Annotated in this window: 25 protein-coding genes; 2 read left to right on the top strand and 23 right to left on the bottom strand. The window is 69.4% G+C overall.

The genetic code is table 11. The features are described from left to right. Positions 1–3 precede the first annotated feature (3 nt). The 22 genes from rplE to CWOE_RS06670 all read right to left on the bottom strand — a co-directional run bounded on the left by rplE (position 4) and on the right by CWOE_RS06670 (position 17,287). Positions 4–585 (bottom strand): 50S ribosomal protein L5, encoded by a 582-nt coding sequence (gene rplE / locus CWOE_RS06775; protein WP_012932832.1) that lies wholly within the window; start codon positions 583–585, stop codon positions 4–6. 7 nt (positions 586–592) lie between these two features. After that, complete coding sequence (gene rplX, locus CWOE_RS06770) at positions 593–913, bottom strand: 50S ribosomal protein L24 (RefSeq protein WP_012932831.1); 321 nt, start codon at positions 911–913, stop codon at positions 593–595. Then, entirely contained in the window at positions 913–1,281 is a 369-nt protein-coding gene (rplN, locus tag CWOE_RS06765) for a 50S ribosomal protein L14 (RefSeq protein ID WP_012932830.1), read from the bottom strand. The genes rplX and rplN overlap by 1 nt, the downstream gene beginning before the upstream one ends. After that, positions 1,278–1,850 (bottom strand): 30S ribosomal protein S17, encoded by a 573-nt coding sequence (rpsQ, locus tag CWOE_RS34445; protein WP_012932829.1) that lies wholly within the window; start codon positions 1,848–1,850, stop codon positions 1,278–1,280. Before rpsQ ends, rplN begins: the two co-directional genes overlap by 4 nt. 2 nt (positions 1,851–1,852) lie before the next feature. Further along, positions 1,853–2,071 carry a 50S ribosomal protein L29 gene (gene rpmC, locus CWOE_RS06755; protein WP_012932828.1) on the bottom strand — a complete coding sequence of 73 codons (219 nt, stop codon included), beginning with the start codon at positions 2,069–2,071 and terminating at the stop codon, positions 1,853–1,855. Between the two features lies 1 nt (position 2,072). Beyond that, positions 2,073–2,486, bottom strand: coding sequence for a 50S ribosomal protein L16 (gene rplP / locus CWOE_RS06750; protein WP_012932827.1), 414 nt, complete (start codon positions 2,484–2,486; stop codon positions 2,073–2,075). Continuing rightward, positions 2,486–3,673: a 30S ribosomal protein S3 gene (gene rpsC, locus CWOE_RS34440; protein WP_012932826.1), complete on the bottom strand. Its 1,188-nt coding sequence runs from the start codon at positions 3,671–3,673 to the stop codon at positions 2,486–2,488. The genes rplP and rpsC overlap by 1 nt, the downstream gene beginning before the upstream one ends. Positions 3,674–3,680: 7 nt before the next feature. Then, positions 3,681–4,010 (bottom strand): 50S ribosomal protein L22, encoded by a 330-nt coding sequence (gene rplV / locus CWOE_RS34060; protein ID WP_041731782.1) that lies wholly within the window; start codon positions 4,008–4,010, stop codon positions 3,681–3,683. Positions 4,011–4,327: 317 nt separating this feature from the next. After that, positions 4,328–4,600: a 30S ribosomal protein S19 gene (rpsS, locus tag CWOE_RS06735; RefSeq protein WP_012932824.1), complete on the bottom strand. Its 273-nt coding sequence runs from the start codon at positions 4,598–4,600 to the stop codon at positions 4,328–4,330. A 14-nt stretch (positions 4,601–4,614) separates the two neighbouring features. Then, on the bottom strand, positions 4,615–5,454 hold the full coding sequence (gene rplB / locus CWOE_RS06730; protein WP_012932823.1) for a 50S ribosomal protein L2: 840 nt from the start codon (positions 5,452–5,454) through the stop codon (positions 4,615–4,617). Beyond that, positions 5,454–5,750, bottom strand: coding sequence for a 50S ribosomal protein L23 (gene rplW, locus CWOE_RS06725; RefSeq protein ID WP_012932822.1), 297 nt, complete (start codon positions 5,748–5,750; stop codon positions 5,454–5,456). Before rplW ends, rplB begins: the two co-directional genes overlap by 1 nt. Positions 5,751–5,752: 2 nt before the next feature. After that, positions 5,753–6,385, bottom strand: a complete 633-nt coding sequence (gene rplD, locus CWOE_RS06720) for a 50S ribosomal protein L4 (protein WP_012932821.1) — start codon at positions 6,383–6,385, stop codon at positions 5,753–5,755. Continuing rightward, a complete protein-coding gene (rplC, locus tag CWOE_RS06715; RefSeq protein ID WP_012932820.1) occupies positions 6,378–6,995 on the bottom strand; it encodes a 50S ribosomal protein L3 in 618 nt (205 codons plus the stop codon). Before rplC ends, rplD begins: the two co-directional genes overlap by 8 nt. Before the next feature lies 1 nt (position 6,996). Continuing rightward, the gene (gene rpsJ, locus CWOE_RS06710; RefSeq protein ID WP_041731781.1) at positions 6,997–7,314 is read right to left on the bottom strand and encodes a 30S ribosomal protein S10; all 318 of its coding nucleotides are present in this window, start codon (positions 7,312–7,314) and stop codon (positions 6,997–6,999) included. Positions 7,315–7,489: 175 nt separating this feature from the next. Beyond that, positions 7,490–8,674, bottom strand: coding sequence for an elongation factor Tu (gene tuf, locus CWOE_RS06705; RefSeq protein WP_012932818.1), 1,185 nt, complete (start codon positions 8,672–8,674; stop codon positions 7,490–7,492). A 117-nt stretch (positions 8,675–8,791) separates the two neighbouring features. After that, complete coding sequence (gene fusA, locus CWOE_RS06700) at positions 8,792–10,894, bottom strand: elongation factor G (protein ID WP_012932817.1); 2,103 nt, start codon at positions 10,892–10,894, stop codon at positions 8,792–8,794. A gap of 321 nt (positions 10,895–11,215) precedes the next feature. Then, positions 11,216–11,686, bottom strand: a complete 471-nt coding sequence (gene rpsG / locus CWOE_RS06695; RefSeq protein WP_012932816.1) for a 30S ribosomal protein S7 — start codon at positions 11,684–11,686, stop codon at positions 11,216–11,218. Beyond that, positions 11,686–12,081: a 30S ribosomal protein S12 gene (rpsL, locus tag CWOE_RS06690; protein ID WP_012932815.1), complete on the bottom strand. Its 396-nt coding sequence runs from the start codon at positions 12,079–12,081 to the stop codon at positions 11,686–11,688. The genes rpsG and rpsL overlap by 1 nt, the downstream gene beginning before the upstream one ends. Before the next feature lie 40 nt (positions 12,082–12,121). Further along, positions 12,122–13,252, bottom strand: a complete 1,131-nt coding sequence (gene ald / locus CWOE_RS06685; RefSeq protein WP_012932814.1) for an alanine dehydrogenase — start codon at positions 13,250–13,252, stop codon at positions 12,122–12,124. Next, positions 13,249–14,925 (bottom strand): PucR family transcriptional regulator, encoded by a 1,677-nt coding sequence (locus CWOE_RS06680; protein ID WP_012932813.1) that lies wholly within the window; start codon positions 14,923–14,925, stop codon positions 13,249–13,251. Before CWOE_RS06680 ends, ald begins: the two co-directional genes overlap by 4 nt. Before the next feature lie 14 nt (positions 14,926–14,939). Beyond that, a complete protein-coding gene (locus CWOE_RS06675) occupies positions 14,940–16,322 on the bottom strand; it encodes an aspartate aminotransferase family protein (RefSeq protein ID WP_012932812.1) in 1,383 nt (460 codons plus the stop codon). An 83-nt stretch (positions 16,323–16,405) separates the two neighbouring features. Further along, the gene (locus CWOE_RS06670; protein ID WP_012932811.1) at positions 16,406–17,287 is read right to left on the bottom strand and encodes a DMT family protein; all 882 of its coding nucleotides are present in this window, start codon (positions 17,285–17,287) and stop codon (positions 16,406–16,408) included. A 173-nt stretch (positions 17,288–17,460) separates the two neighbouring features. Here CWOE_RS06670 and CWOE_RS06665 point away from each other — a divergent pair, with 173 nt between their 5' ends. Both CWOE_RS06665 and CWOE_RS06660 read left to right on the top strand, forming a co-directional pair. Continuing rightward, entirely contained in the window at positions 17,461–17,964 is a 504-nt protein-coding gene (locus CWOE_RS06665) for an HAD domain-containing protein (protein ID WP_012932810.1), read from the top strand. Between the two features lie 74 nt (positions 17,965–18,038). Then, positions 18,039–18,932, top strand: a complete 894-nt coding sequence (locus CWOE_RS06660) for a GNAT family N-acetyltransferase (protein WP_012932809.1) — start codon at positions 18,039–18,041, stop codon at positions 18,930–18,932. A 94-nt stretch (positions 18,933–19,026) separates the two neighbouring features. Here CWOE_RS06660 and CWOE_RS06655 read toward each other — a convergent pair whose 3' ends face one another. After that, positions 19,027–23,094, bottom strand: a complete 4,068-nt coding sequence (locus CWOE_RS06655; RefSeq protein WP_012932808.1) for a DNA-directed RNA polymerase subunit beta' — start codon at positions 23,092–23,094, stop codon at positions 19,027–19,029. Positions 23,095–23,156: the final 62 nt, after the last annotated feature.

The following is a 23,156-nucleotide window of genomic DNA, read 5'->3' as shown; positions in this document are numbered from 1 at the left end:
TTCCTAGCTCCCTGTCGTCACGGCCGCCCCGCCAGGGCGCCCGTCCTTCGCGAACGGCATGCCGAACGAGTTCAGCAGCGCGAAGGCTTCGTCGTCGGTTTCCGCGGTGGTCGTGAACGTGATGTCCAGACCGCGGACCTGATCGACCTTGTCGTAATCGATCTCGGGGAAGATGACCTGCTCGCGGACACCCATCGAGTAGTTGCCGCGGCCGTCGAACGATCTCGGGTTGAGTCCGCGGAAGTCGCGGATACGCGGGATCGCGATCGACAGCAGTCGGTCGAGGAACTCGTAGGCGCGGTCGTCGCGCAGCGTGACGCTGAGCCCGACCGGCATCCCCTCGCGCAGCTTGAAGGCCGCGATCGACTTGCGCGCGCGGCGGACGCTCGGCTTCTGGCCGGCGATCGCGGCGAGCTGCTCGGTCGCCTGATCGAGCTGCTTGGAATCCTGCTTCGCCTCGCCGACGCCCATGTTGAGCGTGATCTTCGTGATCTTCGGCGCCTGCATCGGGCTGGAGTAGGAGAACTGCTCCACCAGGCTCGGGCGAATCTCGTTGACGTAGCGTTCTTTGAGTCGTGCGGGCATGATGGGCTCAGTCGATGCGGGTGCCGGAGCGGCGGGCGACGCGGAAGCGTCTGCCTTCGTGGATCTCGATGCCGACACGCGTCGGCTTGTTGTCCTTCGGGTCGAGCAGCATCACGTTCGAGGCGTGGATCGCGCCCTCGCGCTCGATGACGCCCGCGACGGAGTCGGGACGACCCGGCGTCGGACGCTGATGCCGCTTGACGATGTTGAGGCCTTCGACGTAGACGCGGTCCTTCTCGGGGTCGACGCGCAGCACTCTGCCCGTCTTGCCCTTGTCCTTCCCGCTGATCACGATGACCTCGTCGTCTCTACGAATCCGGGCGGGCATCAGAGCACCTCCGGCGCGAGCGAGACGATCTTCATGAAGTTGCGCTCGCGCAGCTCGCGGGCCACCGGCCCGAAGATGCGCGTTCCGCGCGGGTTGTTCTGTGCGTCGATGATCACGGCAGCGTTCTCGTCGAAGCCGATGTACGTGCCGTCTTCACGGCCGTACGTCTTCTTCGTGCGGACGACGACCGCGGTGACGACCTCGCCCTTCTTGACCGACCCCTGCGGGCTGGCCTGCTTCACGGTGGCGACGATGATGTCGCCGACACCAGCGTACTTGCGACGGGAGCCGCCGCGCACGCGGATGCAGAGGATCTCGCGGGCACCGGTGTTGTCGGCGACCTTGAGACGTGTCTCGTTCTGGATCACTTGGCACGCTCCACGACCTCGACGAGGCGCCAGCGCTTCAGGCGCGACAGCGGGCGGGACTCGCGGATGATGACCGTGTCACCGGCGTTCGCATCGTTGCTCTCGTCATGTGCGTGCAGCGTCGTCGAGCTGCGCACGATCTTCTCGTAGCGGCGATGACGACGTGCCATGTCGATGCGCACGGTGATGGTCTTGTCAGCCTTGTCGGAGATGACGACGCCCTGCCGCAGCTTCTGGCGGCCCTCGCCGTGCTCGCGCGGCGGCGTCGGCTCGCCTCTCGGCGTCGCCTTCGCAGCCTCGCGCGCCTTCGCGCGGAGGGTGCGGCGTCTCGCCGCGTTCTTCGCGCGCTTCGCGGCACGCTCCGCCTGGCGGTCCTCGATCGTCTGCGCGGAGCGCGTCCCGACCTTGGCGGCCTTGGCGGCGCGCGCCTGCTGACGACGCTCCTTCGGCGCAAGCTGCGGCACGGAGGCACCGGCCGTCGCCTCAGGCGCGGCGGTTTCCTCAGCCGCCTCGGCCTCGGGCGCCACGGTGGTCTCCTCGACGTTCTCGTTCTGCTCTTCGTCGGCCATTGCTAGCGACTCAGTTCCTTGTTGTCAGCGTCAATTCCTCGCTCGCGCACGACCGTGAGGACGCGCGCGACCTCGCGCTTTGCGAGGCGCAGGCGAGCGGTGTTCTCCAGCTCGCCCGTCGCGTGCTGGAATCGCAGGCCGAACAGCTCGCGCCGCGCGGTCTGCAGGTGATCGTTCAGAGCGGCGTCGTCCATGTCCCGCAGCTCAGTCGCGTTGGTCATGTCAGCCGTCCTCTCGCATGACGAATCTCGTCTTCACGGGGAGCTTGTGACCGGCGAGGCGCATCGCCTCGCGCGCAAGCTCCTCCGACACGCCGCCCAGCTCGAACATCACGCGGCCCGGCTTCACGACGGCAACCCAGCCCTCCGGAGAGCCCTTGCCGGAACCCATGCGGGTCTCGGCCGGCTTCTTCGTGTAGGGCTTGTCCGGGTAGACGTTGATCCACACCTTGCCACCGCGTCTGATCTTGCGGGTCATGGCGATACGAGCGGCCTCGATCTGGCGGTTCGTCAGCCAGCCCTCTTCGAGCGCCTTGAGGCCGTACTCACCGAACTGGACCTTGACCTGACCGCGCGACAGACCGCGGCGCCGGCCGCGGTGCTGCTTGCGGAACTTCACGCGCTTGGGGGAAAGCATCAGCGCTGACCTCCGGGACCACGATTGCCGCCTGCGCCGCCGGAGCCGCCGGCCGGACCGCGTCCGCCGCCGCCACCGCCGCCGGCCGGGCCACGCCCGCCGCCGCCGCCGCCGGGGCCGCCCGGACCGCGTCCGCCGCCACCGCCGCCGCCGCCGGGCCCACGCCCGCCGCCGCCGGGGCCGCCCGGACCGCGACCGCCACCGCCGCCACCGGGACCGCGGCCACCGCCGCCGCCACCGGGACCACGACCGCCACCGCCGCCGCCGGGACCGCGCCCGCCACCGCCGCCGCCGCCGCCGAAGCCGCCGCCCTGGCCACCGCCGCCGGGCCCACGCCCGCCGCCGCCGCCGGGACCGCCGCCCTGGCCACCGCGACCGCGACCGCGACCGCCGCGGCCACGGCCATCGCCGCCACCACCGCCGCCGCCGCCGGGACCGCCGCCCTGCCCACCGCGCCCACGGCCGCCACGGCCGCGACCGTCGCGCTCACCGCGCCGGCCGCGATCCGGCGCCTGCGGGCCCGGGTCGTCCATCTGGGTCAGATCGGCGCCGGTGTAGCCCTCGGGCATGATCTCGCCCTTGTTGATCCAGCACTTCACGCCGATGCGGCCGAACGTCGTCCGCGCCTCGTGGAAGCCGTAGTCGATGTCCGCGCGCAGCGTGTGCAGCGGGACGCGACCGTCCGAGTAGCCCTCGGTGCGGGCCATCTCGGCGCCGCCGAGGCGGCCGGAGACCTGAACCTTGACGCCCTTGGCACCCGAGCGCATGGCGCTCGTGAGCGCGCGCTTCATGGCGCGGCGGAAGGCGACGCGGTTCTGCAGCTGTTCGGCGATCGACTGCGCGACGAGGCGCGCGTCCAGCTCCGGGCGCTTGATCTCGAGGATGTTGACCTTGACCTGCTTGTTGGTGATGCGATGCAGGTCGCGGCGCAGCGCGTCGACCTCGGAACCGGACTTGCCGATCACGATGCCCGGACGCGCGGTGTTGATGTTGACCTCGACCTCGTTCGCGTTCTTGCGAATCGTGATGTCGGAGAGGCCGGCGTGCGAGAGGCGCCCCACGATGTGGTTGCGGATCGCTTCATCCTCGACGAGGTAGTCGGAGAAGTTCTTCTCGGAGAACCAGTTCGACTTCCAGTCGTGGATGTAGCCCACGCGGAGCGACTCGGGATGAACCTTTTGTCCCATGCTGTCGTTACTCCTTCGGCGTGAGCAGGATCGTGAGGTGGCTCGTGCGCTTGCGGATCGGCGTCGCGCGGCCCATGGCGCGCGGCCGGAAGCGCTTGAGCGTCGGACCCTCGTCGGCGTGGGCCGCCTTGATGACGAGGTCGTCGCCGTCGAGCTCGTGATTGTGCTCGGCGTTGGCCACGGCCGACTCGAGCAGCTTGCTCCAGTCACGCGCGACGTGGCGAGGCGTGTACGCGAGGATCGCGCGGGCCTCTTCCACGGACTTGCCGCGGATGTGATCGCAGACCAGCCGCGCCTTGCGGGCGGAGGAGCGCACGTACTTGGCGTGCGCGCGCACGACCGGCGGAGCTCCGCCGTCGCCGTTGGACTTCGCCTTCTCGGCGCTGGCTCTGCGCGCAGCTCTTCTCGGCTGCTCGTCGGCGTCGGCCTCGGCTCTCGCCGCTGCTCTTCTCGCCGCACGTCTACGTCTCGGCGCTGCTCTGGCCTCGGCCTCGGCGGGCTCGTCAGCCGCAGCGACGGGCTCCTCCGCCGGCGTCTCCGCGGCGGTGGGCTCCGTCTCCCCGGACTCAGGGGCCCCCGTGTCGGTGGCCTCGGTCTCCGGCGTATTCGGCTCGGACGTCTCTGTTCTGTCGTTCTCGTCTGCCATGGAAATCTCTAGCGGCGCTTGCCGGTCTGGGTATGGCCACGGTAGAGGCGGGTCGGCGCGAACTCGCCGAGCTTGTGCCCCACCATGGACTCGCTGACGAAGACCGGCACATGTCTGCGCCCGTCGTGGACCGCGATCGTGTGCCCGACCATGTCGGGGAAGATCGTCGAGGTCCGCGACCAAGTCTTGATCATCTGCTTCGTATTGGCCGCGTTCATCTTCTCGATTCGCGCCATCAGGCGCTCCTCGACGAACGGGCCCTTCTTGCTCGAGCGGCTCATCTCGTCGTCACCCTCTAGCGCTTCTTACCGCGGCGGCGCCCGCGGACGATGTAGCGGTCGGACTGCTTGCCCTTCTTGCGCGTGCGGTAGCCGAGCGTCGGCACACCCCACGGCGTCACGGGATGGCGGCCGGGCGTCGTCGAGCCCTCACCGCCGCCGTGCGGATGGTCGACCGGGTTCATGGCCGTACCGCGCGTCTGAGGACGCACGCCGAGGTGGCGCTTGCGGCCGGCCTTGCCGATCTTCACGTTCTGGTGGTCCGCGTTGCCGATCACGCCGATCGTGGCGCGGCAGTCGGCGCGGACCAGGCGCATCTCGCCGGACGGCAGGCGAAGCGTCGCCATGTCGCCGTCCTTGGCGAGCAGCTGCACGGAGCTGCCGGCCGAGCGCGCGAGCTGGCCGCCGCGACCGGGCGTCAGCTCGACGTTGTGGATGACCGTACCGGCGGGGATCCGCTCGATCGGGAGGCAGTTGCCGACGCGGATCTCCGCCTCGGGACCGCTCACCACGAGCGCACCGACCGCCAGTCTCGCCGGAGCGAGGATGTAGCGCTTCTCGCCGTCCATGTAGTGGAGCAGCGCGATGTACGCCGACCGGTTCGGGTCGTACTCGATGTGCGCGACCTTCGCCGGCACGCCGTCCTTGAGGCGCTTGAAGTCGATCTTGCGGTAGAGGCGCTTGGCGCCGCCGCCGCGGTGACGCGACGTCTTGCGACCGTAGGAGTTACGGCCGCCGGACTTCTTCAGGCCCTCGACGAGAGACTTCTCCGGCTTGCTGCGGGTGATCTCCGCGAAGTCGGGATACGTGACGAAACGACGGCCGGGGCTCGTCGGCTTCGGCTTGCGAATAGCCATTACTCAGCCCCCTCCAGGCCCTGGAAGATCGGGATCGTGTCGCCGTCGCCGACCTGCACGATGGCCTTCTTCCACGTGCGGGTGCGCCCGGAGGTGTACCCGCGCCGCTTCGGCTTGCTCTTGACGGAGACCGTGCGCACGTCCTGGACTCTGACGTCGAACAGCTCCTCGACGGCCTGGCGGATCTGCGTCTTGTGGGCGTCCGGGTGCACGCGGAACGTGTACTTGCCGATCTCGGCGAGCACGAAGCTCTTCTCCGAGACGACGGGACGGATGATGACCTGGCTCGCGTCCATGACTACGCCGCCTCCTCCTGCACGGCGCCGATGGCGCGCGCGGTGATCTGGGCCAGCGCGGTCTCGGAGATCAGCAGCGACGCGGCGCCGATGACGTCGGCGACGCCGGCGTCCTCGACGGGCAGCACGAGGATCCGCTCGAGGTTGCGGAACGACAGCCCCGCGTTCGCCTCGTCGGCGTCGAGCAGCACGAGCGTCGGGTTCGGCTGACCCCAGTCGGCGAGCAGCTTCGACGCGGTCTTCGTCGACGGCGCGTCGAACGTCGTCGCGTCGAAGACGGCGAGCGAGCCGCGGTCGGCCTGGACCGACAGCGCGCTGCGCAGCGCGGCGCGGCGCGCCTTGCGATTGACCTTGAACGTGTAGTGGCGCGGGGACGGGCCGAAGACCGTGCCGCCGCCCTTCCAGATCGGCGAGCGCGAAGAGCCGGCGCGTGCGCGGCCGGTGCCCTTCTGGCGCCACGGCTTGGCGCCGCCGCCGCGAACGTTGCCGCGCGTCTTCGTCGAAGAGGTGCCCTGACGGAGCGCGTTGAGCTCCGAGCGCACCGTCTCGTGAACGAGCGGGCCGTTGAACTTCGCGGTGAACGCCAGATCGTCGAGAACGACCTCACCGCCGCCGAGCTTGGGAGCGCTAGGCATCGGTGCGCACCTCCACCGTGCCGCCCTTCGGGCCCGGGACCGAGCCGCGGACGAGCATCAGGTTGTCCTTGCTGACGATCTCGACGATCTCGAGACCCTTCTGGGTGACGCGCTTGTTGCCCATCTGGCCGGGGCCGCGGATGCCCTTCATCACGCGGGCGGGCCAGGCGGACGCACCGATCGATCCCGGGGCGCGCACGTTGTGCGAGCCGTGGGACTTCGGACCGCGTCTGAAGTTGTGACGCTTGATCGTGCCCTGGAAGCCCTTGCCCTTGGACGTGCCGGCGACCTTCACCGTCTGACCGGCCTCGAAGGCCTCGACGGTGACGGTCTCGCCGACCTGCAGCTCGCCGGCCTCGTCGCGGAACTCCACGAGATGGCGGTGAGCCGAGGCGTCGGCCTTCTTCAGGTGGCCGAGCTCGGCCTTGGTGAGCTTCTTCTCACGGCACGCGCCGAACGCGAGCTGCACGGCCTCGTAGCCGTCGCGCTCGTGCGTGCGGATCGCCGTGACCGGGCACGGACCAGCCTCCAGGACGGTCACGCGCTCGACGCGACCGTCTTCCAGGAAGCGCTGGGTCATCCCGAGCTTCTTCGCGAGGATCGCCGGCATTTCAGCTCGCCAGCCTGATCTCGATGTCGACGCCGGCGGGCAGGTGATCGAGCCGCTGAAGCGAGTCGACCGTCTTGGGCGTCGGCTGATGGATGTCGATCAGTCGCTTGTGCGTCCGGATCTCGAAGTGCTCCCGCGAATCCTTGTCCTTGAAGGGGGACCGGATGACGCAGTAGACGTTCTTCTCCGTCGGCAGCGGCACGGGCCCGGACACGGTCGCGCCGGTACGAGTCGCCGTCTCGACGATCTCCTTCGCCGCCGTCTCGATCGCTGAGTGATCGTAGGACTTCAGGCGAATGCGGATCTTGTTCTGGGCCAGAGTTGCCACGAGTGCCTTTGGTTCGTTCCGTCCGGTACTTGCTGTGTTCTAACGATTGGGTTCTTGCGCGCTGAAGGCGAGTCCCTGGGTCGTCGGGGACCCGCCCCCAAAATGGTCGTATCTTCGACTTCACGCGTGCGGCGGGACCGTTGGCCCCGCCGCGGTACGGCTGGTGCTACTGGATGACCTCGGTCACGACGCCGGAGCCGACGGTGCGGCCACCCTCGCGGATGGCGAACCGCAGACCCGGGTCCATCGCGATCGGCTGGATCAGCTCGATCTCCATCGCGATGTTGTCGCCCGGCATGACCATCTCGACACCCTCGGGGAGGTTCGAGACACCGGTGACGTCCGTCGTCCGGAAGTAGAACTGCGGGCGGTAGCCCGTGAAGAACGGCGTGTGACGGCCGCCCTCTTCCTTCTTCAGGATGTAGACCTCGGCCTTGAACTTCGTGTGCGGCGTGATCGAGCCCGGCTTGCAGAGGACCTGCCCGCGCTCGATGTCCTCGCGCTTGGTGCCGCGGAGGAGGCAGCCGACGTTGTCGCCCGCGCGACCCTCGTCGAGGATCTTGCGGAACATCTCGACACCGGTCACGACCGTGTTGGTCGTGTCCTTGATACCGACGATCTCGACGGTGTCGCCCGTGTTGATGATGCCCTGCTCGATGCGGCCGGTCGCGACGGTGCCGCGGCCCGTGATCGAGAAGACGTCCTCGACCGGCATCAGGAAGGGCTTGTCGAGGTCGCGCTCCGGCTCCGGGATGTAGGAGTCGAGGGCGTCGGCCAGCTCGATGATCTTGGCCTTGTACTCCTCGTCGCCCTCGAGCGCCTTCAGCGCCGAGCCCGTGATGAACGGGATGTCGTCGCCCGGGAAGTCGTAGGCGCTGAGGAGCTCGCGCACCTCGACCTCGACGAGCTCCAGGAGCTCCTCGTCGTCGACCATGTCGGCCTTGTTGAGGAACACGACGATGTACGGCACGCCGACCTGGCGGGCGAGCAGGATGTGCTCACGCGTCTGGGGCATCGGACCGTCAGCCGCCGACACCACGAGGATCGCGCCGTCCATCTGCGCGGCGCCCGTGATCATGTTCTTGACGTAGTCGGCGTGCCCGGGGCAGTCGACGTGAGCGTAGTGCCGCTGCTCGGTCTGGTACTCGACGTGCGAGGTGGCGATGGTGATCCCGCGCTCCTTCTCCTCAGGAGCGTTGTCGATCTCTGCGAAGCTCCGGGCCTCGCCGCCCATCTTCTCCGCCAGCACCGTCGTGATGGCAGCAGTCAGCGTCGTCTTGCCATGGTCGATGTGACCAATGGTGCCGACGTTGACGTGCGGCTTATCGCGCTCGAACTTCTCCTTCGCCACTTTGGGTTGCTCCTTCGGAAATCGGTGTGGGGATCGCCTCGCAGGACGAACCTCGGAAATCTATCTCAGTTGGGCCTCTCGCGCCGATCCAAACGACGCGGGGGGTGTTTTCCCTGCTCAGGCGGCCTTCTCGCCTCCGGCGCGTGCCTCGACGACCTTCTCGGCGATGTTGGGCGGAACTTCCTCGTACCGCTCGAACACCATCGTGTACGTCGCGCGTCCCTGCGTGTTGGAACGCACGTCGGTCGCGTAGCCGAACATCTCGGAGAGCGGCACCTTCGCGGTGACGACCTGCGCGTTGCCGCGCGCCTCCATCCCCTCGACGCGCCCGCGACGGCGGTTGAGGTCGCCGATCACGTCGCCCATGAACTCCTCGGGCGTGACGACCTCGACGGCGAAGATCGGCTCGAGCAGCACCGGCTTGGCGCGGCGCGCGGCCTCCTTCATCGCGAGCGAGCCGGCCACCTTGAACGCGATCTCCGAGGAGTCCGTGTCGTGGTACTTGCCGTCCGTCAGCGTGATCTTGATGTCGACCATCGGGTAGCCGGCCTTGACGCCGGTGTCGAGTGCCTCCTCGACGCCTCTCTCGACCGCCGGGATGAACTCCGACGGGATCGAGCCACCCTTGATTCTGTTGACGAACTCGAAGCCCTCGCCGGGGTTCGGCTCGATGTCGACGTAGACGATGCCGTACTGGCCGGAGCCGCCGGTCTGACGGACGAAGCGCCCCTCGACTCTGCTGGCGGTGCCGCGCACGGTCTCGCGGTAGGAGACCTGCGGCCGGCCGACGTTCGCCTCGACTCTGAACTCGCGCATCATCCGGTCGACGAGCACCTCGAGGTGCAGCTCGCCCATGCCGGAGATCTCGGTCTGGCCGGTCTCCTCGTTGGTGCGGACCTGGAAGGTCGGGTCCTCCTCGGCCAGGCGGCCGAGGGCGACGCCCATCTTCTCCTGGTCGACCTTCGTCTTCGGCTCGATCGCGACCTTGATGACCGGCTCCGGGAAGTCGATCATCTCGAGCTTGATCGGCTTGTCGATCGCGGCGAGCGTGTCACCGGTCGTGACTTGCTTGATGCCGACGGCCGCGGCGATGTCGCCCGCGGAGACGTCCTCGAGGTCGACGCGCTCGTTGGCGTGCATCTCGAGGATGCGGCCGATGCGCTCGGAACGACCTGTCGAGACGTTGAGCACCTTCGAGCCCGCTTCGAGCTTGCCCGAGTAGACGCGGAAGTAGGTGAGCTTGCCGACGTAGGGGTCGGCGGCGATCTTGAACGCGAGCGCCGAGAACGGCGCGTCGTCGGACGCCTCGCGCGTCGCGGGACGGCCCTCGTCCTCGCCGCGGACCGGCTCGATGCCCTCGACCGGCGGCACGTCGAGCGGCGACGGCAGGTAGTCGACGATCGCGTCGAGCAGCGGCTGGACGCCCTTGTTCTTGAACGACGAGCCGCACAGGACCGGCGTCATCTTCAGCTCGAGGCTCGCCTTGCGGATCGCGGCCTTGATCTTGTCGACCGGGATCTCGGACTCTTCGAGGATCAGCTCGACGAGGTCGTCGTCGTAGTGGGAGAGCTCGTCGAGCAGGTGCTCGCGCGCCGCGGCGGCTCTGTCGGCGAGCTCCTCCGGGATCGGCACGATCGAATGCTCTTTGCCGAGATCGTCGTGGTAGATGATCGCGTGGTTCTCGACGAGGTCGATGATGCCCTTGAGGTCGGCCTCGACGCCGATCGGCAGCTGGATCGGGACCGGGTGCGCGCCGAGGCGGTCGATCATCGTCTGGACGCCGCGCTCGAAGTCCGCGCCGATGCGGTCCATCTTGTTGATGTACGCGATGCGCGGCACGTGGTACTTGTCGGCCTGGCGCCAGACGTTCTCAGACTGCGGCTCGACGCCGGCGACGGAGTCGAAGACGGCGACGGCGCCGTCGAGCACACGCAGCGACCGCTCGACCTCGACGGTGAAGTCGACGTGACCGGGCGTGTCGATGATGTTGATGCGGTGCTCGTTCCACTCGCACGCAGTCGCGGCGGACGTGATCGTGATGCCACGCTCCTGCTCCTGCTCCATCCAGTCCATCGTGGCCGCACCCTCGTGCACCTCGCCGAGCTTGTGCGTCCGGCCCGTGTAGAACAGGATGCGCTCGGTCGTGGTGGTCTTGCCGGCGTCGATGTGCGCCATGATCCCGATGTTTCGGGTCTTGTCGAGGGCGAACTTACGTGGCATGGGCTCGGTTTCTTACTCGCGGTCGGTCGTCGGCGATAGGCACAAAAATGGCCCCAGAGGGGCCCGGTCCTGACTGGAATGTCGTCCCGGGTTCGTGCGCTAGTTCGTCGAAGTCTCCATGGGTCGTGTCCTCCGTGGACAGAGGCGGGCACACTAGTGCGCGCGCCTCTGGGAGGCGGCGAAGGAATATAGCAAAGGTGAGCCGTTGAGTCCGACCGGACGGGGAATTCGCCCCCCAGCACGGCGCGCGCGAGTCGTTAACGACGACGCGCCGCTGAGATCAGCGGCGCGCGGGTGCTGCGAATGCCGACGTAGGGGTGGTTACCAGCGGTAGTGCGCGAAGGCCTTGTTGGCCTGCGCCATGCGGTAGATGTCGTCCTTGCGCTTGTAGGCGCCGCCCTGCTGCGACTGCGCGTCGAGCAGCTCGTTGGCGAGGCGCTGAGCCATCGTCTTCTCACGACGCTGGCGGGCGAAGAGCACGAGCCAGCGGACCGCAAGAGTCCTCGCACGGCGCGGCGGAACCTCGACCGGCACCTGGTAGGTCGCGCCGCCGACGCGGCGGGAGCGGACCTCGAGCGACGGCGTGAGCGCCTTCAGCGAGGTCTCGAGCGCCTCGATCGGGTCTCTGCCCGTGCGCTCGGAGAGGATCGCCAGCGCGTCATACACGATGCGCTCGGCGGTCGACTTCTTGCCGTCCAGCATCACCTTGTTGATGACCTGCTGGACGAGGCGGGAGCGGTGGATCGCGTCCGGCTCGACCGGCCGGATCGAAGCTGCAGCGCGGCGGGGCATTACTTCGCCTTCACGCCGTACTGGGAACGGGCCTTCTTGCGATCGCTGACGCCGGCGGCGTCGAGCGTCCCGCGCACGACCTTGTAGCGCACACCCGGAAGGTCCTTGACGCGGCCTCCGCGGACGAGCACGACGGAGTGCTCCTGAAGGTTGTGACCCTCGCCCGGGATGTAGACGGTGACTTCCATCCCGTGGGTCAGCCGGACACGAGCAACCTTGCGGAGGGCCGAGTTCGGCTTCTTGGGCGTCGTCGTGTAGACGCGCGTGCAGACGCCGCGGCGCTGAGGCGCGGCGACCTTGGTCTTGCGGCCTCTGCCGGACTTGAGGCCCGGCGTGGCGAGCTTCTTCTTCGGCGTCTTGCGGCCCTTGCGAACGAGTTGGCTGGTAGTCGGCATGTGGCGCGGAATGCTAGCAGCGTTCGCGCGATCGCAGTCGCTACGCGGGATGCACGGTCCCGAGCGCCTCCTCGACAGGCACGTGCGGGACGCCGACCGCCTCCGCGACCGGAGCATATGTGACCTTGCCGCCGACCACGTTGACGCCGGGCAGCAGTCCGGGATTCTCCTGCACAGCACGGTGAACGCCGGCGTTGGCGAGATGCAGCACGTACGGCATCGTCGCGTTCGTGAGCGCGTAGGTCGAGGTGACCGGGACGGCGCCGGGCATGTTCGCGACGCAGTAGTGGGTGATCCCGTCGACCTCGTACGTCGGGTCGGTGTGCGTCGTCGGTCTCGACGTCTCGAAGCAGCCGCCCTGGTCGATCGAGACGTCGACGAGGACCGCGTTGCGCTTCATCAGCGCGAGCTGTCTGCGCGTGATCACGTGCGGCGCCTTCGCGCCGTGGACCAGCACCGCCCCGATCACAAGGTCGACGTCCGGCAGCCGCTCCTCGATCGCCAGCGTCGAGGCGAAGCAGGTGTCGGCGCGGCCGCCGAACGCGACGTCGAGCTCGCGCAGGCGGTCGATGTTGCGGTCGAAGACGAAGACGGTCGCCTCCATCCCGATCGCGATGAAGGCGGCATTCATCCCCACCACGCCGCCGCCGATCACCATCACGTTCGCGGCCGCGACGCCGGGCACGCCGCCGAGCAGGATCCCGCGACCGCCGAGCGGCTTCTCCAGCATGAAGGCGCCGGCCTGCGTCGCGATCTTGCCCGCGACCTCGCTCATCGGCGCCAGCAGCGGCAGCCGCCCGCGCGCGTCCTCGACCGTCTCGTACGCGACGCAGGTCGCGCCGGACGCCATCAGGCCGCGCGTCAGCTCCGGCGCGGGCGCGAGGTGCAGGTAGGTGAAGAGGAGGTGGTGCGGTCTCAGCCGCGCGACCTCCTCCGGCTGCGGCTCCTTGACCTTGACGATCAGCTCGGCGCCGGCGAAGACGGCGCCGGCGTCCGGCACGATGCTCGCGCCCTGCGCCTCGTAGGCGGTGTCGGCGATGCCGGAGCCCTCCCCCGCCCCGTGCTGCACGAGCACCTCGTGGCCGGCGTCGACCAGCTCGCGCGCGCCCGCGGGCGTCAGCGCGACGCGGTACTCGTCCGTCTTGACCTCGGTGGGGACGCCGACTCTCATCGCACCAACTCCCGTCCTCGAAGTGCCAGCCAGAACTCGATCCGGTCGCGCGCGCTGCCCATGCTGCGACCGGTCAGCTCCTCGACGCGCCTGATCCGGTAGCGCAGCGTGTGCCGATGGCAGTAGAGGCGGCGCGCCGCGCGCTCCCACTGCCCGTTCTCCTCGATGAACGCCTCCAGCGAGCGCATCAGCTCGCCGCCGTAGGCGCCCTCGCTCTCCTCGATCGGCGCGAGGATCGAGTCGCAGAAGAGCCGCAGCGCGTCGTCGTCCTGGAGCGAGAGCAGCAGCTGGAAGGAGCCGAGGTCGCGGTAGGTCGCGACCGTCGTTCTCGCCGCGCCGGCGCCGTTGCCGCCCGCCTCCTCGCCGCCGCCGTTGCCGGACGGCTGCGCGAGCGCGTACGCCTCCAGCGCGCAGCGCGCCTCGTGGAAGGCCCGGCGCGCGTCGGCGCTCTCGACCGCGCGACCGGCGCCGAGCCGCAGCGGCGCCCCGAGCGCGCGCGACGCGCGTTCGGCGATCCGCTGCGCGAGCGGGAACAGCTCGTCCTCGTCGAAGCCGGGCACGAGCGCGCTGACGAGGCCGTCGTGCAGCGCCACCAGTCCGTCGGCCGCCTCACCGCGCAGCGCGGCCGACAGCGCACCCTCGGCGGCCGCCAGCGCGCCGGCTCCCGGGCGCGGCGGCGCGAGCACGAGCACGCCGACTCTGCGGCCGAGCCCGAACGGCTCCAGGCGGCGCGTGAGGTCGGGTCCTCTCAGCTCGCCGCTGACGATCGCGGCGAGCACGTCGCCGGCGAGCCGCCGCTCGGTGTCCTCCGCGACGCGGCGGCGCAGCAGCTCGAGCGCGACGATCGTGACGGCCTGATGGAGCGTGAGGCGGTCGAACTCCGACAGCGCGCCGGAGTCCTTGGCGGCGACGAGCCACGCCTGCAACAGCGGCGGCCCGTCGGCGGCGGAGCCGTCCGCCGCGCGCGGGCCCGACGCCCCGACCGGCAGCGCCAGCGCGCGGCCGGTGAGCGCGTCGGCGCTCGGCGCGAAGCCGCGGCGACCGCCGGACTCGCCCGTGAGGCCGCCGCCCCGCGTCCGCTCGCGCAGCTCGCGCTCCAGCGCGGCCAGCGTCTCGTCGTCCAGCTCGGCGCGGAACGAGCGCTGCGCGAGCAGCATCCCGCGCGCGTCGAAGACGAGCGCCGCGCCGCCGATCAGCGTCGCGATCGCGCCGACGACGGCGTCGAGCCCGCGCTCGGAGAGGACGATCCGCTCCAGTCGCTCGTGCGCGGCGATCGCGCGGCGCAGGACGGCGTACTGCTCGTTGACGAGACGGCTGAAGGCCGTCTCGGTGATCGCGATGAACGGCACGTCGTACGGGACCTCGAAGAGCGACAGGCCGCGCTCCTTCGCGGCGGCGACGAGCGCCTCCGGGACGTGCGTGTGGCCGAAGCCGACGCCGAAGCCGAGTCCTGCGAGCCCGTGGTCGGCGAGCCTGTGCACGTACGCACGCTGATCCTCGGCGTCGTGGCTGAGCTGCATCCCGGTCGTCAGCAGCAGCTCGCCGCCCGACAGCCACGGCGTCGGATCCGCCAGCTCGGTGATGTGGACCCAGCGGACGGGCGCGTCGAGCGCCTCCTCGCCCGCGAGCAGGCGGATGTCGATGTCGCGGACGAGCTCGCGGACGGTCAGCACCGGTCGTCCTCCGCTCAGGCCAGCCCGAGCCGGCGGCTGCCCTCTTCGAGGACGGGGCGCAGCACGCCCTCGATCTCCTCGAAGTGCTCGGGGCCGGCGATCAGCGGCGGGGAGAGCTGGATGACCGGGTCGCCGCGGTCGTCCGCGCGGCAGATCAGGCCGTGCTCGTAGAGCGCGCCTGACAGGTAGCCGCGCAGCAGCGTCTCGGCCTCGTCGTCGTCGAACGTCTCCTTCGTGTCGCGGTCCTTGACCAGCTCGATCGACTGGAAGTAGCCCGCCCCGCGCACGTCGCCGACGATCGGGATGTCACGCAGCGACTCCAGCATGCCGCGCAGGCCGGCCTCGTTCGCGCGGACGTGCTCCAGCACTCTCTCGTTCTCGTAGGCGTCGATCGTCGCGAGCGCGATCGCGGCGGCGACCGGGTGGCCGGCGAACGTGAAGCCGTGCAGGAACGTCTCGGTCCCCTCCATGAACGGCGCCGCGACCTTGTCGGATGCGATCAGCGCGCCCATCGGCGCGATCGCGCCGGTGATCCCCTTCGCGGTGGTGATCAGGTCCGGCAGGTAGTCGTAGCGCTGCGCGCCGAACCAGGTGCCGAGGCGGCCCCACGAGCAGATCACCTCGTCCGAGATCATCAGCACGCCGAACTCGTCGCAGATCTCGCGCACGCGCTGGAAGTAGCCCTCGGGCGGCGTGAACGTGCCGCCGGCGTTCTGCACCGGCTCCATGATCACGGCGGAGACAGTCTCCGGCCCCTCGAAGAGGATCCGGTCGCGGACCGCCTCGGCGAGCGACTCGACTGGAACGCCCTCGGGCAGCCGGTAGACGTTCGTGTTCGGCACGTGGCAGCCGCCGGGCGTCAGCGGTTCGAACGGAACGCGCATCGGCGTGATGCCCGTCGCGGACAGCGCGCCCATCGGCGTCCCGTGGTAGGCGACCTCGCGCGCGATCACCTTCGTCTTGTTCGGGTTGCCCGTCAGCTTGTGGTACTGCCGGGCGAGCTTGAGGGCGGACTCGACCGCCTCGCCGCCGCCGCTCGTGAAGAAGACGCGGTTGAGATCGCCCGGCGCGAGCGAGGCGATCTTCGCGGCCAGCTCGATCGCGCGCGGGTGCGCGTAGGACCACGTCGAGTAGAAGTCGAGCTCTTTCGCCTGGTCGGCGCCGGCCTGCGCGATGTCGACGCGCCCGTGACCCAGGTTGCAGCAGAAGAGCGCGGAGAGCCCGTCGAAGTAGCGCTTGCCGTGCTCGTCCCAGACGTAGCAGCCGTCGGCTCTGACGATGATCGGCACGTCGGCGTCGACGTACGCGCCCATCCGTGTGAAGTGCATCCAGAGGTGGCGCTTGGCCTGCTCCTGGAGCGTCGTCGTCTCGGGCTGCGCGCCCGCAGTGGTCGCCATCGCTGGATCAGCCTCCCGACTGGAGTCGTCGATTCGCCGCTATGTACAAATGTACTCCGCGGCGGAGGAGATCTGGAGAGCGACTACGCCGCAGCGGCGCTCGGCTGCGCGGCGCGGACCGGCGCCGGCGTCAGCGCAGCGGCGACGATCACGAGCACGAAGGCGATCGCCTGCACGACGATGCCGAGCACGTCACCCGGCAGCGGGTCGCCAAAGACGATGATCCCGCCGGCGATCCCGGAGACGTTGGCGGCCGTGCCGGTGAAGGCGATGACGGGCACCGCCTCGCCCTCCTGCAGCGCCTTCGCGGAGGCGTAGAACGCCGCCACCGATGCGGCGATCGCGACGGCGCTCCACGGCGTCGTCAGCAGCGCCAGCACGCCGTCGTCGGCGACGAGGCCGGTGAGCGCCTTCAGCGCGACGTCGGAGACGCCGAACAGGAGACCGGCGGCCGCCGCGAGCATCACGCCGTGGTGGTGGTCGGGCGCGCCGATCCGCTTGCCCATCACGAGCAGGGCGCCGACCGCGACGAGACCGGCCTCGAAGGCGATCATGCCGGGGAGGGAGAACTGCGACTGCGAGCCGTGGACGGCCGGCAGCGTGACGCCCAGCAGCACGAGGCCCAGCGCGGTGAAGCCGAGGCCGAGCCACTGCCGCGGCCCGACCTTGAAGCCGAAGATCCGCTCGGCCATGACGGCGAGCATCACGACGCCGCCCGCGAGGACCGCCTGCACGACCGACATCGGCGCGACCGCGAGCGCGGCGACGTGGAAGACCCACGCGACGACCGCGACCGACATGCCGATCGCGAACCAGCGGGAGCGGAACAGTCCCTTGGCGGAGGCGAGCGGATGGCTGACGTGGACGGCGGGGGCCGCACACGCGCCGCGGTGCTTGTAGAGGAACGCGAGGTTCGTCGTGAAGGCGCAGATCAGCGCGAGCAGGATGCCAAGATAAATCGTCATAAATCGAAATGAGCTGCGTGCCGCAGCGGGCGTTACGTGAGCGTCGTGAGCGCCCCACGCTGCTTGTTCGGCAGCGGCAGGCAGCGACTTGAATCCCTCCCGGGGATCGAACCAGCGTAGCGGCCCCGCGTGCTCGGCGCAGCGGAGTGACTTTCCGGCGAGACTTCGTACAGATGGAGCAACAACGGGTTCCGGTCCTGTTCGTCGACGTCGACGGCGTCATCTCGCTGTTCGGCTTCCCGGCGCATTCCCCGCCACCAGGGCGCTTTCAGCTCGTCGAGGGGATCGCCCACTTCCTTTCGGCCACGGCCGGCGAACACCTGCGTCGTCTCGAACGCTGCTTCGAGCCCGTCTGGTGCACGGGCTGGGAGGAGAAGGCCGGCGAGTACCTTCCCGCCGCGTTGAAGCTCGCCGATTCATACCCTCATCTGACGTTCGAACGCAATCCAGGCCGCGCGAACGCGCACTGGAAGCTCGACGCGATCGAACGTCATGCGGGCGCGCGGCCACTCGCCTGGATCGACGACGCGCACGATCGCGAATGCGCCGATTGGGCGCGCGAACGCGGTGAGCGTGGCATGCCGACGCTGCTCGTGAGCACCGTCCCGGCGGTCGGGCTGACCGAACGGCACGTCACTGCACTCACCTCGTGGGCGGCCTCGCTGTCCGCGCGCTGACGCGCTATCGTCGGAGCGGTACCGCACCGGTGGCGGCATTCTTCTTCCAGCAGTGACCCCGAAGGAGCTTTGCCGTGCCGTCGATCGAGATCCGTCCCTTCAAGCGCAGCGACCGCGACCAGCTCGCGACGCTCGTCAACGCCCACGTCGGCACCGTCCTGCCCGGCGTCTCGCTGTCGGTCAACGCGGTCATGAGCCAGCTCGAGCGCGAGCCGGACGAGTTCGTCGTCGACCCGTGGGTGATCGAGCGCGCCACGCTCGTCGTCGTCGAGGCCGACCGCCTCGTCGCCGCCGCGCACCTCGTCCGCTACGGCGACGGCGAGCAGGTCGGCGCCGACCAGCGCGGCGCCGGCGAGCTGCGCTGGCTGCTGTGCTGGCCCGCGGACGTCGCCGCCGGCGAGGCGCTGCTCGCCGCCTGCCTGCAGCGGCTCACGGCGTGGGACGTGACGCGCGTGCTCGCCGACAGCTCGCTGCCCGCCCCCGCCGTCTACGGCGTGCCCGACTGCTGGCCGCACGTGCGGCGGCTGTACGAGCGCGCCGGCTTCACGCCCGGCGCCGAGGAGGTCGTGCTCGTCGCCGACGTCGCCGACCTGCCGCAGCCGGGACCGCCGCCGATCGAAGGCCTCGCCGTCCGCCGCGTCGTCGGCGACGCCGCGACGAGCTTCGTCGCGACGCTCGGCGAGACGCCCGTCGGCCTGATCGAGCTGCAGACGGACCTGACCGAAGGCGGCACGCGCTCGCGCCTGGCCGGCTGGGCGGAGCTGTGGAACCTCGCGGTCGAGGAGCCGTACCGGCGCCGCGGCGCCGGCCGCTGGCTGGTCGGCCACGCTGCAGACTGGATGCGGCTCGGCCGCGTCGAGCGGGTGCTCGACTACTGCGGGCCGGACGAGCACGACGCGCTCGCGTTCGGGACGGCCTGCGGCTGGCGCGAGCTGACGCGCACGACGCGCGGCTGGACGCGCGGTTAGCGGCGTGGACGGGCATCGCCCGAGCGGGCGCTGAAACGACGACGGCCGCCCCGAGGGGCGGCCGTCGCGTGCAGCGTGTGGGCGGGTGCCCGGGCTAGGACTGTCTGTCCTCCGGGACGTCCAGCTCCGCCAGCTCCTCGGCGAAGCCGTGCGAGCCGCCGCCGTTGCCGATCTCCTCGAGGTCGGCGAGGTCGGCCTCGATGCCCGAGGGGCCGAAGCCCTGCAGCGCCTCGCCGTCGGTGAGGCCCAGCTCGGCCGCCAGCTCGTCGTGGTCGAGCAGGCCGACGTCGTCCATCCCGCGGGGGAGCGGCTCGGCCGGCTCGATCTCGATGCGACGGTACCGCTTGAGGCCCGTGGCAGCCGGGATCAGCTTGCCGATGATGACGTTCTCCTTGAGACCGTTGAGACGGTCGATCTTGCCCTCGAGCGCCGCGTCGGTCAGGACCTTCGTCGTCTCCTGGAAGGAGGCCGCCGAGAGGAAGGAGTCGGTGTTGAGCGACGCCTTCGTGATGCCGAGGATGATCTCCTCCGCCTGCGCCGGCTCGCCGCCGTTGTCGATCACGACCTGGTTGATTCTGGCGTAGTCGTGACGGTCGACGAAGACGCCCGGGAGGAGGTCCGTGTCGCCCTTCTGGTCGACGCGCACCTTCTTGAGCATCTGACGCACGATCAGCTCGATGTGCTTGTCGTTGATGTCCACGCCCTGCGACTTGTAGACCTCCTGGACCTCCTTGACGAGGTACAGCTCGGTCTCGGTGCGGCCGCGGATCGCGAGCAGCTCGTGCGGGTAGAGCGACCCCTCGTTGAGCTGCTTGCCCGGCTCGACCTTGTCGCCACGCTCGACGTGCAGGCGCGTGCGGCGCGGGAACGTGTGACGGTGCTCGTCGCCGCCGTCGTCGGTGATGACGACCGTCAGCGCCTTGTCCGTCTCCTCGATCTCGACGACGCCGCCGACCTCGGCGATCTTCGCCAGGCCCTTCGGCTTGCGCGCCTCGAACAGCTCCACGACACGCGGGAGGCCGTGCGTGATGTCCGCGCCGGCGACGCCGCCGGTGTGGAACGTACGCATCGTCAGCTGCGTGCCCGGCTCGCCGATCGACTGCGCGGCGATGATGCCGACCGCGTCGCCGATCTGCGCGGTGTTGCCGGTCGCCATCGCGCGGCCATAGCAGGCCTGGCACACGCCGGTCGGCGCCTCGCACTTCAGCACCGAGCGGACGGGGATCTTGACGTTGTCCTCGCCGTAGGCCTCGAGCAGCGCCGCGAAGTCCGCGCGGCTCATCTCGATGCCTCTCTCGACGACGACGCTCTTTCTCGGGCCGAGGTCGAGCGCCGCGACGCGGCCGACGACGTTGTCGTTCGGCTCTCCGCCGGCCTTGTACAGGTCCAGCTCGACGTACTGCTCGGCGCCGCAGTCCTCCTGGCGGATGATGACGTCCTGCGCGACGTCGACCAGACGGCGCGTCAGGTAGCCGGAGTCCGCGGTACGGAGGGCGGTGTCGGCGAGTCCCTTGCGGGCGCCGTGGGTCGAGGTGAAGTACTCGATCACGTCGAGGCCCTCCATGAAGTTCGCCTTCACGGGCCGCTCGATGATCTCGCCCTTCGGGTTGGCCATGAGGCCGCGCATGCCGGCGAGCTGGCGGATCTGCTTGAAGGAGCCGCGGGCACCCGAGTTGGCCATCATGAAGATGGGGTTCAGCTCATTGAAGTGCTGCTCCATCGCCTCGGCGACCTCGTCGGTCGCCGCGTTCCAGCGGTCGACGACGGCGTCCTTGCGCTCCTCCTCCGTGATCAGGCCCATGTCGTACTGGTCCTGGATCTCGGCGACCTCGCCCTCGTACTTGCCGAGGATCTCGCCCTTCTCCGGCGGGATCACGACGTCGTTCTTGGAGACCGTGATGCCGGCCTGCGTCGCGTACCGGAAGCCGAGGTCCTTGAACGCGTCGAGCACCTGCGAGATCGTCGCCGCGCCGTACGCCTGCACGAGGTCGTCGACGAACTGCGTCGTGTCGCGCTTCTTCATCGAGCGGTTGACGAACTCGTAGGACGCGGGGTCGTAGTCGGCCCCGAGCGTCTCGCGGATCGCGCGCTCGATCTTGTCGTTGTAGATGATGCGGCCGACGGTCGTGAGGATGTGACCGCCCTGACGGCCCGCCGGGCGGAACTCGGCGAGGTCGTGGAGTCTCGTGACGCCGTGCTCGTAGGACCACTCCGCCTCCTGGGCGGTGCGGTACACGTGCGGGCGCTTCGCCGCTCTCGCGGGGTCGACCTTCGCCAGCTCGTCCGCCTCCGGCCCGTACGTGAGGTAGTACGCGCCGAGGATCATGTCCTGCGTCGGCGTGGCGAGCGGGGCGCCGTGCGCCGGCGAGAGGATGTTGTTCGCAGACAGCATCAGGATCCGCGCCTCCGCCTGCGCCTCCGCGGAGAGCGGCAGGTGGACGGCCATCTGGTCGCCGTCGAAGTCCGCGTTGAACGCGTGGCAGACGAGCGGGTGGACCTGGATCGCCTTGCCCTCGACGAGCATCGGCTCGAACGCCTGGATGCCGAGGCGGTGGAGCGTCGGCGCGCGGTTGAGCAGCACCGGGTGCTCGTGGATGACCTCCTCGAGCACGTCCCAGACCTCGGGGATCATCGAGTCGACCATCTTCTTGGCCGCCTTGATGTTCTGCGCGGCCTTGCGCTCGACGAGCCGGGCCATGATGAACGGCTTGAACAGCTCGAGCGCCATCAGCTTCGGCAGACCGCACTGGTGCAGCTTCAGCGACGGACCCGACACGATCACCGAACGGCCGGAGTAGTCGACGCGCTTGCCGAGCAGGTTCTGGCGGAAGCGGCCCTGCTTGCCCTTGAGCATGTCCGAGAGCGACTTCAGCGGACGGTTGCCGGGGCCCGTGACCGGGCGCCCGCGACGGCCGTTGTCGAACAGCGCGTCGACGGCCTCCTGGAGCATCCGCTTCTCGTTGTTGACGATGATCTCCGGCGCGCCGAGGTCGAGCAGCCGCTTGAGGCGGTTGTTGCGGTTGATGACGCGGCGGTAGAGGTCGTTGAGGTCGGACGTCGCGAAGCGGCCGCCGTCGAGCTGGACCATCGGGCGCAGCTCCGGCGGGATCACCGGGACGGCCTCGAGGATCATCATCTCCGGGCGGTTGCCCGACTGGATGAAGGCGGAGACGACCTTCAGGCGCTTGACCGAACGGCTCTGCTTCTGGCCCTTCGCCGTCTTGACGAGCTCCTGCAGCTCCTCTCTCTCGGCGTCGAGGTCGACCTGCTCGAGCAGGTCGCGCACCGACTCCGCGCCCATGCCGCCGCGGAAGTACTCGCCGAAGCCGAACGGGCTGCCGAAGCGGTCCTTCAGCTCGCGGAAGAGCGTCTCGTCGTTGACGACGTCCTTCGGCTTCATCGACTGGAACGTGTCCCACACCTGACGCATGCGCTCGGCCGCGTCCTCGATGTAGGCCTCGGTGTCGTCCATGTCGGCCTGGAACGTTCTGCGCAGCTCTCTGAGCAGCTTCTCGCGCTCTTCGTCGGACAGTCTCGCGACGTTGACGTCGAGGGCCTCGGCCCACATCTCGTCCTCGTCGTTGAACTGGTTCGACTGTCTGCCGCTCTCGAGGAAGGAGACGCGGCGCTCGAGCGACTCTCTCAGCTCGAGCAGGCGCTCCTCCTTCTCGGCCGCGTAGGAGTCGAGGACCTTGTTGACCTCGTCCTGCAGCGAGTCGAGGTCGCGCTCGCGCGCCTCGTCGTCGATCCAGGTGACGATCGACGCAGCGAAGTAGAGGACCTTCTCGAGCTCCTTCGGAGCCATGTCGAGCAGGTAGCCGATGCGGCTCGGGACGCCCTTGAAGAACCAGATGTGGCTGACCGGGGCGGCGAGGTCGATGTGACCCATGCGCTCACGGCGGACCTTCGAGCGGGTGACCTCGACGCCGCAGCGCTCGCAGACGATGCCCTTGTAGCGGACGCGCTTGTACTTGCCGCAGTAGCACTCCCAGTCCTTCGTCGGACCGAAGATGCGCTCGCAGAAGAGGCCGTCCTTCTCCGGCTTGAGCGTGCGGTAGTTGATGGTCTCCGGCTTCGTGACCTCGCCCGAGCTCCAGGAGCGGATCTGCTTGGAGGAGGCGAGCCCGATCTCGATGGCGTCGAAGTTGTTGATGTCGATCATGCGAATCCCATGTGTTGGAGGGTGTCGGGAGGTGGTGTGACGAGCGGCGGGGCCGGGCGGGC

Source organism: Conexibacter woesei DSM 14684 (genome assembly GCF_000025265.1).
Lineage (GTDB): Bacteria > Actinomycetota > Thermoleophilia > Solirubrobacterales > Solirubrobacteraceae > Conexibacter > Conexibacter woesei.
The sequence above is the reverse complement of the archived record's forward strand: the minus strand, read 5'-3'. Positions and strand labels throughout refer to the sequence as shown.